The 14,291-nt window shown below is 45.9% G+C and carries 12 protein-coding genes; 6 read left to right on the top strand and 6 right to left on the bottom strand.

All coding sequences use genetic code 11. The annotated features are described in order from the left end of the window. Positions 1–17 precede the first annotated feature (17 nt). From FSB75_RS01640 to FSB75_RS01630, 3 genes are read left to right on the top strand one after another with little or no spacing between them, the layout of a single operon-like run. On the top strand, positions 18–1,655 hold the full coding sequence (locus FSB75_RS01640; protein ID WP_146781772.1) for a TonB-dependent receptor: 1,638 nt from the start codon (positions 18–20) through the stop codon (positions 1,653–1,655). Then, a complete protein-coding gene (locus FSB75_RS01635) occupies positions 1,655–2,284 on the top strand; it encodes a hypothetical protein (protein WP_146781770.1) in 630 nt (209 codons plus the stop codon). Before FSB75_RS01640 ends, FSB75_RS01635 begins: the two co-directional genes overlap by 1 nt. Before the next feature lie 36 nt (positions 2,285–2,320). Continuing rightward, a complete protein-coding gene (locus FSB75_RS01630; RefSeq protein WP_146781768.1) occupies positions 2,321–3,211 on the top strand; it encodes a class I SAM-dependent methyltransferase in 891 nt (296 codons plus the stop codon). Positions 3,212–3,217: 6 nt separating this feature from the next. Here FSB75_RS01630 and FSB75_RS01625 read toward each other — a convergent pair whose 3' ends face one another. Next, positions 3,218–4,021, bottom strand: coding sequence for a glutaminyl-peptide cyclotransferase (locus FSB75_RS01625; RefSeq protein WP_172623035.1), 804 nt, complete (start codon positions 4,019–4,021; stop codon positions 3,218–3,220). A 253-nt stretch (positions 4,022–4,274) separates the two neighbouring features. Between FSB75_RS01625 and FSB75_RS01620 the strand changes: the two genes are divergently transcribed. After that, complete coding sequence (locus tag FSB75_RS01620) at positions 4,275–5,495, top strand: M43 family zinc metalloprotease (protein WP_146781764.1); 1,221 nt, start codon at positions 4,275–4,277, stop codon at positions 5,493–5,495. Here the strand turns inward: FSB75_RS01620 and FSB75_RS01615 are convergent. Continuing rightward, a complete protein-coding gene (locus tag FSB75_RS01615; RefSeq protein WP_146781762.1) occupies positions 5,492–6,634 on the bottom strand; it encodes an NAD(P)/FAD-dependent oxidoreductase in 1,143 nt (380 codons plus the stop codon). The genes FSB75_RS01620 and FSB75_RS01615 overlap by 4 nt on opposite strands. An 86-nt stretch (positions 6,635–6,720) precedes the next feature. Further along, positions 6,721–7,011 carry a hypothetical protein gene (locus tag FSB75_RS01610; RefSeq protein ID WP_146781760.1) on the bottom strand — a complete coding sequence of 97 codons (291 nt, stop codon included), beginning with the start codon at positions 7,009–7,011 and terminating at the stop codon, positions 6,721–6,723. Between the two features lie 314 nt (positions 7,012–7,325). Between FSB75_RS01610 and FSB75_RS01605 the strand changes: the two genes are divergently transcribed. Both FSB75_RS01605 and FSB75_RS01600 read left to right on the top strand, forming a co-directional pair. Beyond that, on the top strand, positions 7,326–8,072 hold the full coding sequence (locus FSB75_RS01605; RefSeq protein WP_146781758.1) for a DUF4197 domain-containing protein: 747 nt from the start codon (positions 7,326–7,328) through the stop codon (positions 8,070–8,072). A 211-nt stretch (positions 8,073–8,283) separates the two neighbouring features. Next, on the top strand, positions 8,284–8,913 hold the full coding sequence (locus tag FSB75_RS01600) for a hypothetical protein (RefSeq protein ID WP_146781756.1): 630 nt from the start codon (positions 8,284–8,286) through the stop codon (positions 8,911–8,913). Positions 8,914–9,196: 283 nt separating this feature from the next. On the opposite strand, the gene FSB75_RS01595 is transcribed toward FSB75_RS01600, so the two are convergent. The 3 genes from FSB75_RS01595 to FSB75_RS01585 form a co-directional block, all read right to left on the bottom strand. Continuing rightward, positions 9,197–9,643: a lipocalin-like domain-containing protein gene (locus FSB75_RS01595; protein ID WP_146781754.1), complete on the bottom strand. Its 447-nt coding sequence runs from the start codon at positions 9,641–9,643 to the stop codon at positions 9,197–9,199. Between the two features lie 151 nt (positions 9,644–9,794). Beyond that, positions 9,795–13,274, bottom strand: a complete 3,480-nt coding sequence (locus tag FSB75_RS01590) for a hypothetical protein (RefSeq protein WP_227990741.1) — start codon at positions 13,272–13,274, stop codon at positions 9,795–9,797. 234 nt (positions 13,275–13,508) lie between these two features. Beyond that, positions 13,509–14,273, bottom strand: coding sequence for a succinate dehydrogenase/fumarate reductase iron-sulfur subunit (locus FSB75_RS01585; protein ID WP_146781752.1), 765 nt, complete (start codon positions 14,271–14,273; stop codon positions 13,509–13,511). Positions 14,274–14,291: the final 18 nt, after the last annotated feature.

Below are 14,291 nucleotides of genomic sequence, written 5' to 3'. Positions count from 1 at the left end.
CGATCAAACGATTTCAAATGTTCAAAGCAACCATGAAGTTTTCATTCTTAACAACGGGACTTTTCCTCTTTGCAGTTGCCGCATCGGCGCAGGACACAACGGGCAAGAAAGTAAGAATCACCTCAAGCTTTAAACCGGTGTTGAAGGAAGCGGCCAAAATAAACTTCAACGCGTCGCCGGCCGTAAACGACACGTCAAGGCCGCGATTGCAATACAACATACCGGATCAGAATTTAAACCTCGCTTTTCAGCCGGGCGGCTTACGGCCGCTGGCTTTGGCGGTAGATACCGGCGGACGTTGGAAAAATGAAAGTTCGCTAAAAGCAGGTGTTGGAAATTACGCTACGCCTTTTGTGCAACTGGGTTTATCGGCTGGCGATGGAAAGAACTCTGGCGTGAATTTTTATGCACAACACGCTTCGTCAAAAGGCAACATTCAGTACCAGGATTACAGCAACACCAATGCGGAATTAAACGGCTTTTTTAAAGCCGGTAACACAGAATGGAACGCAAGGGTTGGCGGCTCGTTGGACAAATACAAAAAGTACGGCTTTCAACCCAAGACCATGACCTTTCCCGATGATTCCATCAATGTGAAATATCATACCTATCGTGCACGGCTGGCCTTGCGCAACATTAACCGCACGGATCTTGGCCTTTCGTATGCGCCGGAAATCAGCATTGATGCGTTCAGCGACGGTTTGAGCAATTCCGAGAGCAATTCGTACATCAATTTGCCGCTGCAAAAAACGTTGGGCAATTCTTTTGAAGTGGACGTTGCGGCAACGGCAAACATCAGCACGTACAAGCCTCACAACAAATCGTCGCAAACGAACAATTGGTTCGCCATTTCTCCGTCTATTTTGTACAAAACAGCCAACATCAACATTCAGGCGGGCGTACGGCCGGCATGGGACAACAAAGAGCCGCATCTCTTTCCAAACCTGTTGGCTGAAGTTGTTTCAAGCGACAAGCGTTTTTCGTTCCAGGCCGGCTGGACGGGCTATTTACGCAACGCTGGCTTCGAATACCAGGCAGGAATCAACCCCTGGATTTGGGCGCCGCAAACGGTTTATAATTCAAGCATTGAAGAACGCTATGCGGGCATTAAAGGTTCCGTTGGCGATCACTTTAGCTACAGCGCTAAGCTTGCGTTCAACACCATCAAGAATCAACCTTTGTTTACAAACGATACGATCAACGGCGGCAAATCATTCAGGGTGATCAACGAGCCGCGCATGAATGTGTTGAACATCGGCGGCGAAGTGGGCTACACGGTCGGCGAAACATTTTCGGTGATTTCTAATTTCCAAATCAATCAATACAGTCCGAAAGTTGCGGCCAAAGCCTGGGGCTTGTTGCCCGACGAATGGAAGACAACTTTGCGCTTGCAAGTACTGAAAGATTTGTACGTAAACAGCGAACTCTATGCTTTTGACGGAACCTGGTACCAGAAAAAAGGCGGCGGCTACGGAAGTTTGGGAAGCGCCTTTGATTTAAGCGCCGGCCTTGAATTTAAAGTGTACAAAAACATTAAAATCTGGGGACAGTTCAACAACATGCTCAACCAGCAATATCAGCGCTGGAATCAATATCCGGTTTACGGCTTCAACTTTTTGGCCGGTGTTGTACTTTCGTTCGGTCAAATTAAATAATGCTGAATTACCTCACGAACTATTTATTGCAGTACAAAACGGTTAGCGTTCCAGGCGTTGGAACGCTTTGTCTTGTGCACCAGCCGCCGCGGTTAAACGTTGCGGACAAATTGATTGAACCGCCATCTTATGTTGTTGAAATAAAAAACGGCGACGAGATTTCCGATCACCAATTGCTTTTTTTGAGCGGCCTGGCGAACAAGGAAAAAGAAGCCGTAGAAAACGAACTGCACTCTTTCGGTAATACGGTGCAGCAGAAAATAAACAGCGGTGGTTTTAATTGGGAAGGCCTTGGAATCATCAAAAGCGACACACAAATGCTATCGCTTGCCGTTCCTGCTTTGCAACCGTTAGCGGCGGAAAGAGTCATCCGGCAGGACGCAAAGCATACTGTTTTGGTTGGCGACCGGGAAGTAAGTTCCGCTCGTGTTTTTGAGCGAAGCACGGAAACGGTTGTGCACGGAAAAAAGCGGGCTGTTTCAATTCAGATCGGATGGATACTGCTCTTTCTCTCTCTTCTTGTCATTGCGTTGCTTTTATATCTCGGCAAGTTTAGCGTAAACGCCAGCGGTTCAAAATTACCGCCGACAGGTTTTGTATTCCCAAAGGCAAAGACGGTTAAACTTTAGAAGGCAACTCATTCCTGATTATTCATTACACATTCCATGTCTCGTATTCACTACACGCATTGCCCGGTTTGCAACAGCACAAAAATTAACCCGCTGCTTACGGTAAAAGATTATTCGGTTAGCAACGAAGATTTTGTGATTTGGCAATGCGCCGATTGTACGCTACGCTTTACGCAAGACGTGCCGGACGAAGATTCAATCGGGCCTTATTATGCTTCGCAGGATTATATTTCCCATTCCAATACCGACAAAGGTTTGCTGAACAAACTTTACCAGCGGGTTCGAAAGTTTACACTTGAGCAGAAGGCAAAGTTGGTTATCGAAAACACAAAGAGTACAGGAAGTATTCTGGATGTTGGCGCGGGCATCGGCGCTTTTCTTTCGGTGATGAAAGAAAAAGGCTGGCAGGCAAAAGGTATCGAACCCGATGAAGGCGCAAGGAAAAACGCCGAACAACTTTTCCATCTGAAACTTGAGGAACCTTCTGTCCTCTTTCAACTTGCACCTAAGGGTTATGATGCCGTTACGCTTTGGCACGTGTTGGAACACGTTCACGACTTGCACAATTACGTTGAGCAACTAAAAAACCTGCTGACAGGAGAAGGGAAAATTTTTATTGCCGTACCCAACTACACGTCCGGCGATGCAGAAGCTTACCGCAGGTATTGGGCAGCCTACGACGTGCCGCGGCACTTGTATCACTTCACGCCGAAGGCAATTGAAAAATTGGTAAGCCTGCACGGTTTAAAGCTCGTTGCCAAAAAGCCCATGTGGTTTGATGCGTTTTACATTAGTTTACTGAGCAGCAAATACCGGAACGGGAAAACATCGTGGGCCGGCGCGGGCTGGAACGGTTTGCGGTCGAATCTTTCTGCCTTTGCAAACAAAGACAAATGCAGTTCGATTATCTACATCATTTCAAAATAAAATTGATCAAAGGTTAAACTGCAGCTCGTAAATCTTCGACCAATTCTTGCCCGTTACGTAAAACTTTTTTGTTTCGGGATTGTAGGCAATGCCGTTTAAAACTTCGGCGTTGGGATTCTGGTTTTTTTCTTGTTGAACGATTGGACTCAAATCCATCTTTGCCACCACTTCTCCTTTGGCCGGATCAATCTTCAAAATATAATTGTATTGCCATTGATTGGCGTAAATAAAGCCGTTGATGTATTCCAGTTCATTCAGATTTACGGCAGGTTCGCCATTTTCGGTAATGCCCAAACTCTTTACCAATTTAAACGTGCCCGGTTGATAATAGTACAAGCTGTTGCCACTGTTGTTGCCTATGATAAACGTACTATCGTGTGTCAGTCCCCAACCTTCACCGTTAGAATACGGCAACTCTTTTATCTTTTTAAAATCTTTTGCGTCGTACACATGCACTACGCCTTCGCGGTACGTGAGTTGATAAAGCGTGTCGCGCAACACCGTAATGCCTTCGCCAAAATATTTTGCATCAAGAGCCACTTCGCGTTCAACTTTACCGGTAACAAGATTGTATTGAACGAGTTTCGATTTACCATAATTACCCGTGCTTTCCAACAGCTTGCCCTTGTAAAACTCAAGGCCTTCAGTAAAGAAAGTAGTGTCGTGCGGGTAAGTATTGGCCACCGAATAAGCAATGGCCGGCGTTTTGGGTGTTTCGGGTGCGCTGTTACCGGTATCGGGTTTGTTGTTGTTGCAACCCACTGCTGCAAGAAAGGCAACGAAAACGGGCGCCAATAAAAACTTCTTCATAAAGCCAAAAATAAGCGTTGGCATCGTTGCCCGCTGTTAAAGCATGACACTCTCTTTTCATGTGTATAATTGACTTGAACAATCGGCTTTGAAAGTTTGCCTTTTTCAAAAAACGGTGTTATGTTTGGCAAATCTCCGTTTACCCTTTTAAAACCGGCCGAAAATCCATCTCCTCTAATCCCTCTTTCCAATATCGCTTTTAAAGCCATTTTAAATTTCCGTAAGCCTGTGGTTACCGTTCAAACCGGGAGCTATGAGGACACTATTTGTATGGCTGTTTTTGCTAACCACCTTGCTCAGTATTGCACAAGACCGTTGCGCCAGTACAGACTATCAGTCTGCACTCAGAACAACTGATCCGCGCCAGGCATTGACGATAGCAACGACTGAATCTTTTCTTCAACAACAATCCATTCGTTCGTTAACAGGCGCAAGAACCGCGGCTGAAGACGTTATTCGCATACCCGTTGTCGTACACGTTCTTTACAACAATGCGGCACAGAATATTTCGGAGGCCGAAGTAAAAAGCCAGATTGATGCACTGAACCGCGACTACAGGCGGCTGAACGCCGATACCGTGAACACGCCGGAACGCTTTCGTGCACTTGCAGCCGATGTGGGTATAGAATTTTATCTTGCTACCGCTGATCCAAAAGGACACGCAACAAACGGCATTGTTCGCAAATACACCTCAACGGTTAACTGGCTTTCCAACGACAAAATAAAATCTTCGTCAACAAACGGAGACGATGCCTGGGACAGCAAAAGCTACCTGAATATTTGGGTGGGCAATTTGATTGGCGGCGCCGGTTATTCCTCGGCGCCCGGTGGCGATGCGGGCAAGGACGGCATTGTCATCAACACCGCTGCCTTCGGCACCATTGACCGCGGCGGCAATTATTCGATGGGACGTGCAGCAGTACATGAAGTAGGTCACTGGCTTGGGTTAAAACACATTTGGGGCGATGCGCAATGCGGTGATGACGGCATTGGCGATACGCCGCCGCAAGGTGGCTACACGCTCAATTGTCCCAGCGGCTTTCGTTCAACTTGCAGCAACGGCGAAACCGGCGACATGTACATGAATTACATGGACTACACGGCCGATGCCTGCATGAATTTGTTTACCCAGGGACAAAAGAAAAAAATGCGTGCTTCTTTTGATGCAAATGGCCCGCGGGCCGCAATGCTGCAAAGCAAAGGCTTGCGCGAACCCTGGCTTGAAGAAGCGGCCCGCATTGACGGCGTAACTCCGTCAGGTGCAGTTTTCCCGAATCCTGCGAGCAACGAAATCAGCCTGAATTTAGGAACAGCCTCTGTTGGAAAAACAATCCGGATATTCAATGCAAACGGCGTGCAGGTACACATCTTCCAGTTAACAACAGCGGTGCAAAAATTAAATCTGTCGTCTTTCAGAACAGGCGTCTATTTCATCGCCACAGACGGCTTTTCGCAAAGGTTTATTAAACTTTAATCCCGCATCATTCCGGCTACTTGTTGGGCAACAACAGGCGACAATGCCACGCCTACGCCACTCATCCGCACCGCACAAAATACGTTGTCGGAAACCTGTTTTACGATGGGCGTTTTTTCAGCTCCAAAGGCCATGATGCCCGACCATCGCTGTTCAATTGCGTATTGATTTTGAAAATGCGGCAAAATTACTTCCGCCAAATATTTTTCCAGCTCATGCTGAATGAAATCTGTCGTCCCTAAATCGGTTGTGGCTTCGTCGGCAAATGCTTTGTTGCGGGCTCCGCCGAGCAAAACACGGTTATCAAGATTGCGGAAATAATAAAAGCCTTCGTTGGAATGGAAGGTGCCTTTGAACGGAAGATTTTTTATGGGTGACGTGAGCAAAATTTGTCCGCGTGCAGGAACAATATCCAATTCGGGCAAGAGCGTTTTGGTAAAGGCATTGGTACAGACCAAGAGTTGATCCGTTGAAAAGTTGAAAGGTTGATTGGTGGTGAGTTCAATCTTTTTATCGGTGCTGTTTATGTTTGTAATTTCTATACCCGTCATCACCGCCACGCCCATGCCCTGCACTTTTTGCAAAAGTGCCTGAAGCAATTTCCCCGAGTGCAGGTAACCTTCCAGTTTTGTTTCCACAAGGTGTTTTGTTTTCCCGAAACCAAGTTCACTGATCTTTTCATCGGCCAAACGATACGTTTTTTTTGCCGACGTGATCGGCTTCAACAAAGTATTCGCGTAAGCAATATTCTCTTTTAATTTTTCAGTCGAAACAATGTTTTCTTCGTAGAGTTCGTAGCCGCCGCATGGCTCAAAATCAATCTCTTTCTTGCCAAAATATTTTTGAATCCGTTGGAGGCCTTTAAAACGCATCTCGGTTACCTCCAGCATTTTATCGGTGCCCATGGTTTGCGCATCCCAAACCAGTTCGCTCAAACTGCCGAACGTAGCGAAACCCGCGTTGCGGGTGCTGGCGCCGCTTGGAATAACGCCTTTTTCAACGACGGTAATTTTTAGTTTGGGATTTTTCTTTTTCAGATAGAAGGCCGACCAAAGGCCTACAAAACCGCTGCCGATAATCACCACATCCTGATGAGCAAAAAACGTTTCTTTCTCCCAGATGGAAATTTGCATTGCCATGAAGCAAAGCTAAGACAGGAAGGTTGGAGGCTGGAGATTGAGTGCTTTTGTTGTTAAGAACAAAACATTGATCCGCTTCGTTGTTTTTACGAAAGCGAAACGCTCCAGGTTAATTTGTATGCCTTGTTTTTTTGCTGCAGGCAGGTGAACAAAAACGGAGCAACAAAAGAGGAACGGCAAGCACTGTTTTCTTCGCGAAAAGCATTGCTGCCTTCAAGATAGGTTTCAACCGAAGAACTGTCGAAGGATTGCCAGTATACTGTTTTAAATTTCTCGCTATAAGAAAAATCAGTATGCCGCTGCGCCAGTTTTTCAACCGTGTTCTCCAGCAAGACCGGGCGGTCAACAATAGTGGTGATGCGTAAAAGTTTGTTCATGGCATAAGGTTTTGGGTGATCAATTGCTATGCTCCTGCGTCATTACCAAGTTACGGTTGAACAATAAGGATTCACACGGGATAGTTACCGAAGCGGCGAAATTGGCGATGGAGTGCCGATATAAATAGATAAGCTGGAATTACTTGTTGCAGCGCAATCGTTGTCGGAAGACGCAGGATATTGAGAATATTAGGATATTGCTTGTTTGCGGAGTACGAAATATCTCAATATCCAAATATCCCAATATCTTCTCCCTCACTTTAACGACACGTTTCAATCCCGCTGCTTATTTTCATTGCGACAAAAATCTACACATGAAAAAACCGCTTATTCTTTCTTTGGCCGTACTCGCTTTCGCCACCGCTTCACAAGCGCAGATTTTCAAAGACATTTTGAAAAAAGATTCGACCGGAAAAAACGGCGTGCAAAAAATTTTGCAGAAAGCCACCACAAAAAGTTCGCTGAGCAACGACGAAATCATCAGCGGCCTGAAAGAAGCCCTGAACGTTGGCGCCAACAACAGCACCGGCAAACTTTCGATGGTGGACGGCTTTTTTAAAGACGCGGCCATCAAAATTTTAATGCCCGCCGAGGCGCAAAAAGTCGAGCAAAAACTGCGCTCCATTGGCTTGGGCAAACAGGTTGACAACGCCATTCTTTCCATGAACCGTGCGGCGGAAGACGCGGCCAAATCGGCAACGCCCATTTTCATTAACGTCATCAAAGGCATTACCATCCAGGACGGCCTTGGCATTTTAAAAGGCGGCGATTTTGCGGCCACGAACTATTTAAAAGGCAAAACCCTGTCGCAATTAACCGAAGCTTTCCGGCCTGTGATCGAACAATCTTTGCAAAAAGTGAACGCCACTAAATATTGGAAAACGGTTTTCTCCACTTACAACACGTTCAGCCAGGAAAAAGTGAACACCGACCTCACGGCTTACGTTACCGACAAAGCTCTCTCGGGAATTTTTTACCAGGTGGGATTGGAAGAACAAAAAATCCGCAAAGATCCTGTGGCCCGCACAACGGATCTTTTAAAGAAAGTTTTCAGCAACTAATCACGAAGATTAAATAAATAGACCGACGAATCTTCAGCGTGAAAAAATTTATGGACCAGAGGTTCGCCTGACTATTTAGCTTTTGTTGCCTCGCACACTTGTGCGTTCGGGAAGTCTATTCAACAATTATTTGCAGGGATAAATTTGTATTGGAAATCAATAGAAAGTTATACCCGTAGTAGCGTATATTTATGAGTTGTACGCAAGCCTTATGAGACTTTTATCTTACATAACATTTTTAATCACACTAATACCTGTTTTGATTTCATGTAACCAACAGAATCATAACAGTCAAGTTCAAAGAGTCGTAAAAATTCAGCGGCCAAGAAGCGACAAGTACGACAGTACAGTTTTTGAAAACTTATATAACAAATTATATTTTCACCAAAACCTGTCAAAAGCGGAAATCGATTCTTTCACAATAAATTCTGATACAAGAGCTGAGTTTTATGATTTGTTAGAAGAGTTTAAACGAGAAGATATTTTCCCTCCCGAATTTAACACCTTTGAAAAAGCTGCGGAAAGTCGATTGACAAATTGGTTAGAATATCCTACTGAACTTGACACGATTCCTTCGCAATTGGAGCTTCTTAAAAAGGTAAACTTAATAGATAGCGGTGTCACGTATACCTACTACGCATTTCGGTTCAAAACCGAACAACCTCATTGGGCAGCTAAAGATGGCTGGATGATCGGCGTAGTTGGGCCATACTTGAAGGACAGTAAGCCCTATGATTGGACGGGCGGCACATTTAGTAATTTCAAAAAGGAAAAGCAAATAACGCCTGAAAAAGAAGCTGAATGGGCTCACAAAAATGTATTTAAGCGTAGTCCGGAGTAGGCCAGCGTACAACATTTGCTTGGCGCAATGGCGGCTTCAAAATCTATTTTGATCGGTAGTACACTAATCAACATAAGTATTTAAACTAGGCGACATTAACCCGAAATCCGCCACTGCGCTAAGCAGTTGCCGTTGTGTCGCTTTAGACAAAATTCTACTCTCATCAATCACCCCTTCCAACAAAGACTAATTTTACTCCCCAGCAAGAGCATCCAAACAAAGCCGTCGGCGCGGACGCCGACGGCAGTTATAGAAACCTCTTCTACAATAAATCCTAATAGCATCACATAAACTTCGTAAACGACACATAATACGTTGCGTCGGCGTTGTTCAACGTACCGCTAATGCTCAACACGAGCACCTTGCCGTCAAAGTTCACGAGTTGATAATCGTCATCGCTGGCCTGCGAAGTAATGGTAAAGGTCTTTCCGTTCAGTTTCCACGTGCCGCTAAAATCACCGTCCTGGCAAGATTGCGTGGCTGCGCCGCCAAACAAAAAGGTTCCGTTTTCCTGAAAGCCCCAGGTGTCTTGCTTTTGACACTCGGTAAGCTGGTTGTAAACGTCCACTTGCGGGTTGCTGCCGGCCTGCGCTTTTAGGCCCGATATGCGGTAAACACCGGCAATGGTTTTGGGCGTTGGTTGTGTGGTGGTGGAATCTTTCTCCTTCTTGCAAGAGGTAAACGACAGCGCAATAATGAGCGCCGATAAAAAGGCAACTGCTTTTTTCATACAATTAGTTTTGCCGCAAGTAAAGGCATTGAAAAAGCGAATCACAACCGCATCTTCATGTAATCACAACAACCTTGCATGAATTGAAATTGCCCGCGTTTGAATTGTTGGCGCTGCGCAAATGCACAGTAAAACTTTCTGGTCCATTGAACTAAAACAAAGCCCTGATGGCCGCCCTGCCCACGTGAATTGTTTGCGTATCGGCGGGCTTGCGGCCTTCGTATTGCAGGTTTATTTCCACGTTGTTCAGCAGCCTCTTTGTAAACTCCAACGACCACAAATAATTGGCGCCGGGACGCAAGGCATCAAGGATGATGTATTCAACCGAAGGATTTTTTACCGTGCCTGTAGGTGATGTATAACTGATGTTGTTGTAGGTAAACTTCGCGTTGATGCTGCTGTTCTGCAAAACGTTGTACTTGGTTTCAAGATTGATTGCGTTGGACACCGACTCTTCGCCGCCGTAAAGCGGTTTGTTTGCCTTGCTTTCCACTTTGTACGAACCTTGCAAACGAAAAGTCGTTCCGTGTATCAGCGACAGCCGCGGCTCTGCGCTGGTAATGGCAAGCTCGTAATTGCGGTTGGCAAAGGCCGGCGTGTACAAGCCATTTGTTCCTTTCTTGCCGTTCACGTCAAAGGTCAACGATGGCGAAAGATTCCAGCGAAACTTGGCGGTCCAGTCGTTTAGTTGGCGTGTCTCGTAACCGTACGTGAGCAGGGCTTTGCCGCTGTTGCGGTTGTTGCTTATATCAATGCCCCAGGCGCTTGAAAAACGGTTAAAAGAAATTGCGTTCAGAAAAAGCGTCGAGTTTGTAATCAGCGACGTGTCCAAAATCGAATACTTGAACGGGTTAAATTCAAAGTCGCCTTTGGCCAGCGACTTCTTGCTTTTTTGCAAAGAAGATTGCACCGTAAAGCGGCTGATAAATCCACCCAAGTCTTTGCTCTTGTCGTTGAGCAAAGCCCTTGGGTTGAGGCTGATGGAATAGTTAAACGTTGTGTAGTTCGCTTTCACGTACTGATTGGTTGGCGTAAAGATGCGAATGAATTTTGCCTGGTCGGGAAAGAGCGCCACTTCAAATTCATTCAATTGTTGAATGCCGTCGTTGTTGTAATCAATCCAGGTGTATTCGCCTTGTCCGGCGGGCACTTCAAGGTAAGCATAATCGCGGCGCTGCTCCTGCCCCGTTCCCAGTTCGTACAAAAGATTGCCGGTGAGTAAGCCTTTCCATTCGTTCACGTTGTATTCGGTGCGACTCAAAATTGTGCGGTCGTTGTTTTGCGCAGAAACCGACTTGTCAAGCACTTTCAACACACGATACGTTGCGCTGAAAAGCAATTGGTGTTTGGCGCTTTCCAACAGTTCAACTTGTACGTTTGTATTATAGCTTCTGTCGCCTCTTACCAGCGATTTTGCGGTGGGATATTTATCGGAACGTGTAAAGAAGGTAAGCCCCCATTTATTCTTTTTTGCTTCGTTCGACTTCAGGTAAGCAGAATAGGTATCAAAAGCAAAACTCAGGGGCGAAACCGTGTCCTTTGCAATGTTTCGCACTTCATTTTTCTCCAACGCATAACGAAAGCCAAGGCGAATGGAAGACAAACTTTTGAACAAGCGGCTGGCGTCAATCACGGGACGTATGTAACTGCCTTTATCATTTTGTGTAGTGAAGTTTGTCACTGCAAACTGATTGTTCATCGTCCAGCCTTTGGCATTGAGCGTCTGCTGCAAAATATTTTGATACCCTTTGTAATTATCACTGCGCCGGTAATTCATGAATTGATACGAAAGCGCACCGTTGTTATTTTTCAGTTGAGAGGACAGCCGTAAAATATCTTCCGTTGCGGGATTCGACACAAGCGGCAAGCCCCACTCGCGGCTGAATTCCACAAAGCGCAAACGCTCAATGGGCTTGAATTTATCCTGCACGTGCTCGTAATCGAAGGTGGAAAGCAATTGCAATTTTTTGGCGGGATTGATGTCGAGTGTATTGTTGTATTGCACTCTTGCGGCCGTGCCCACATCGTCGCCTTTGTTTTTCGACGAGAAGGTGTTCACGTCATAATTGCTCAGGGCAAACTCCGTTTTCAGCAAATTGTTCTTGTCAAGTTGGTATTCGGTTGCAAAGCTTAGCAACTGTTGCTTTTTCGGCGTTACCAAAATGGTAACGGGTTCAAAGCTGCCTTGCTTTACACCGTTCACCGGTTTTACATAGCGGTAAACTTTTCCGTTTGCGCCGTTGAAGTCGGCAATGTAGTTGCCGCTTCCCTGTCCAAGGTTTGCAAACGATAAATTGAATTTTGCCGAATCGGGATTGGTAGAATACTTGTAAAACGAATCAATGATCACGCCGCCAGCGGTGTCGTAAACTTTTTGATAAAGAATCTTTGTCGTTGAAAAAGTATCCAACACGGCCGTTGGGTAAAGCGCTTGGTTGATGCTGTCGCCGACGTTGAAAAGAAATTGCTTTTGCCTTGCATCCAACGTTTGGTTGATGGGCGAGTTCTTTGCGTCGCTGTTGTTGTAAGCACCCACGCGAAGTTTAAGCTTGTTGTTAATGTTGAACTCCTGGTTCAGGTAAAGGTTGGCGTTGAGGTAATTTCTATCGGCGTATTCAAATTCAATTTGAATGCGGCTGTCTTTGGTAATCATGCGCCGCGGCATGAAGGTCACTTCTGCCGTGTTGTAATTGATGATGTAATCCTGGTCTTCGCCGCGTTGCAAAAGTTCGCCGTCCAAATAAACTCTTTCGGTGTTAGCAAGCACGATAAAAAAGAATTCATTGTTGGCACCCGTTAAACGATAAGGTCCTTGGTTTCCTTCCAAACCCTGAAACACATTGCGAGTGAACTTGCCTTTGGCAATTGAGCCACTCACAAGCGTTGATGATTGCAAATTTGATGAAATCTTATTGGTAGTTTGAAACGAAATGCCCTGCAAACGTTTGTAAAAATTCAGGAAGTACATGCCGCTTTGCCGGATGTCAATGTCGCCTAAATTTAGTTGCCAGTTCTTTTTTTTGAACTGAAGGAAAACCTGGTCAAACTCGTTCAGTTGTTGCGTCGTTCCATCGGGCTGAATGGGAAGATTGTTGTCCGTTAAAGCAGCGGCTATCTCGATGCTGTCTTTTAAAAATCCGTTCAACTGCAATTGAAAATTTGAATTGACAACAGCATCCTGGTTGTTGCCAAAAGAAAGCGCACGGCCAAAACTTCCGTTGTATTGAATGTTTCCAAAGTCAAATAAACCGCGAGAAGCCGCCGCTTCGTCTTTACCGAATTCATAAGGTTTGATGTATAAATTTTTGGCAACGGAATCGTACCGCAAGCGCTGCACAAGCGAATTGAGTTTGGCCGGAAATACGCGGTAAACAAGCGTTACGCTGTCGGCAGAAGGCTTGGTTTGCCAATATAAAACGGAGTTGACGAAATCAAGACGGTAAGCGCTGCTATCAACTTCGCGAATAGAAAATGTTTTGGGAATGATGCTCAGCGTATCCAAAACAACCGAATCTTTTACGGCTATTTTTTTGATGCGAAGATTGGACGTGCTGACAGGGTTTTGCGCCTCACTGCAAAAAGCAAAAAAAAGCAGAGGAGTCAATAACAGTATGCGGTGAAGGTGAGGCAACGGCTCAGGATTTGGATGCGTTGTAAAAATGCTGCTTTTTAACGGTGAAACATACGATTAATTGTTAAAGGACGGAATTCAAAGGCCCGAAAGCAGCAACAAGCAATGAGCAACAGGAAAGATGCGAAAACAGAAGGTTGTTTACAACTACGCGGAAACAAAAAGGCAGGACGTTCGTCCTGCCAATGCTTTTCTCCAATCCCGGCAATCTTTTCTAATCCTGATAATTTGTGGTCATTCTTCGGTTGACAAACCCGCGAGCAAATAATCCTTGTGCATCCGTGAGATGTTGGTGATGGCAATTTCTTTGGGACAAACCGCTTCGCAGGCGCCGGTAAACGTGCACGAGCCAAAGCCTTCTTTGTCCATTTGGTGCACCATGCTTAACACACGGTTGTTGCGTTCGGGCTGGCCTTGCGGCAACAGGCCAAGATGTGCCACCTTCGCCGAAAGAAACAATGAAGCCGAAGCATTTTTACATGCCGCCACGCAAGCGCCACAACCAATGCAGGCCGCAGCCGCAAACGAAGCGTCTGCTTTGTTTTTATCAATGGGAATAGAATTGCCGTCAACGGCATTCCCCGTGTTCACAGAGACAAACCCACCGGCTTGAATGATGCGGTCAAAAGATGACCGGTCCGTCACCAAATCTTTAATAACCGGGAAACCATTCGCCCGCCAAGGCTCAACAACGATTGTGTCGCCGTCTTTAAAAGCCCGCATGTGCAACTGGCAAGTTGTGGTGGCGTGCCAGGGACCGTGCGGACGGCCATTGATGTGCATTGAGCACATGCCGCAAATGCCTTCGCGACAATCATGGTCGAAAGCAATCGGGTCTTTGCCTTCGCGAACGAGGCGTTCGTTCAGCACGTCAAACATTTCGAGGAAGGACATTTCAGAAGAGATATCGCTCACTTCGTAGGTTTCAAAACTTCCCTTTGCTTTGTTGTTTTCCTGACGCCAGACTTTCAGCGTCAGTTTCATGGTGTAATGCTCCATAGAATTAATTCGACAATT

This window comes from Flavisolibacter ginsenosidimutans (assembly GCF_007970805.1).
In the GTDB taxonomy this organism is placed as follows: Bacteria; Bacteroidota; Bacteroidia; order Chitinophagales; family Chitinophagaceae; genus Flavisolibacter; species Flavisolibacter ginsenosidimutans.
This window is presented reverse-complemented; position numbering and strand designations above follow the sequence as displayed.

Excerpts from the sequence above, each read along its gene's own strand:
- FSB75_RS01600 (WP_146781756.1), top strand. The coding sequence starts at position 8,284 with ATGAGACTTTTATCTTACATAACATTTTTAATCACACTAATACCTGTT.
- FSB75_RS01640 (WP_146781772.1), top strand. The coding sequence starts at position 18 with ATGTTCAAAGCAACCATGAAGTTTTCATTCTTAACAACGGGACTTTTC.
- FSB75_RS01635 (WP_146781770.1), top strand. The coding sequence starts at position 1,655 with ATGCTGAATTACCTCACGAACTATTTATTGCAGTACAAAACGGTTAGC.
- FSB75_RS01625 (WP_172623035.1), bottom strand. The coding sequence starts at position 4,021 with ATGAAGAAGTTTTTATTGGCGCCCGTTTTCGTTGCCTTTCTTGCAGCA.
- FSB75_RS01620 (WP_146781764.1), top strand. The coding sequence starts at position 4,275 with ATGAGGACACTATTTGTATGGCTGTTTTTGCTAACCACCTTGCTCAGT.
- FSB75_RS01630 (WP_146781768.1), top strand. The coding sequence starts at position 2,321 with ATGTCTCGTATTCACTACACGCATTGCCCGGTTTGCAACAGCACAAAA.
- FSB75_RS01605 (WP_146781758.1), top strand. The coding sequence starts at position 7,326 with ATGAAAAAACCGCTTATTCTTTCTTTGGCCGTACTCGCTTTCGCCACC.
- FSB75_RS01595 (WP_146781754.1), bottom strand. The coding sequence starts at position 9,643 with ATGAAAAAAGCAGTTGCCTTTTTATCGGCGCTCATTATTGCGCTGTCG.
- FSB75_RS01610 (WP_146781760.1), bottom strand. The coding sequence starts at position 7,011 with ATGAACAAACTTTTACGCATCACCACTATTGTTGACCGCCCGGTCTTG.
- FSB75_RS01615 (WP_146781762.1), bottom strand. The coding sequence starts at position 6,634 with ATGGCAATGCAAATTTCCATCTGGGAGAAAGAAACGTTTTTTGCTCAT.
- FSB75_RS01585 (WP_146781752.1), bottom strand. The coding sequence starts at position 14,273 with ATGGAGCATTACACCATGAAACTGACGCTGAAAGTCTGGCGTCAGGAA.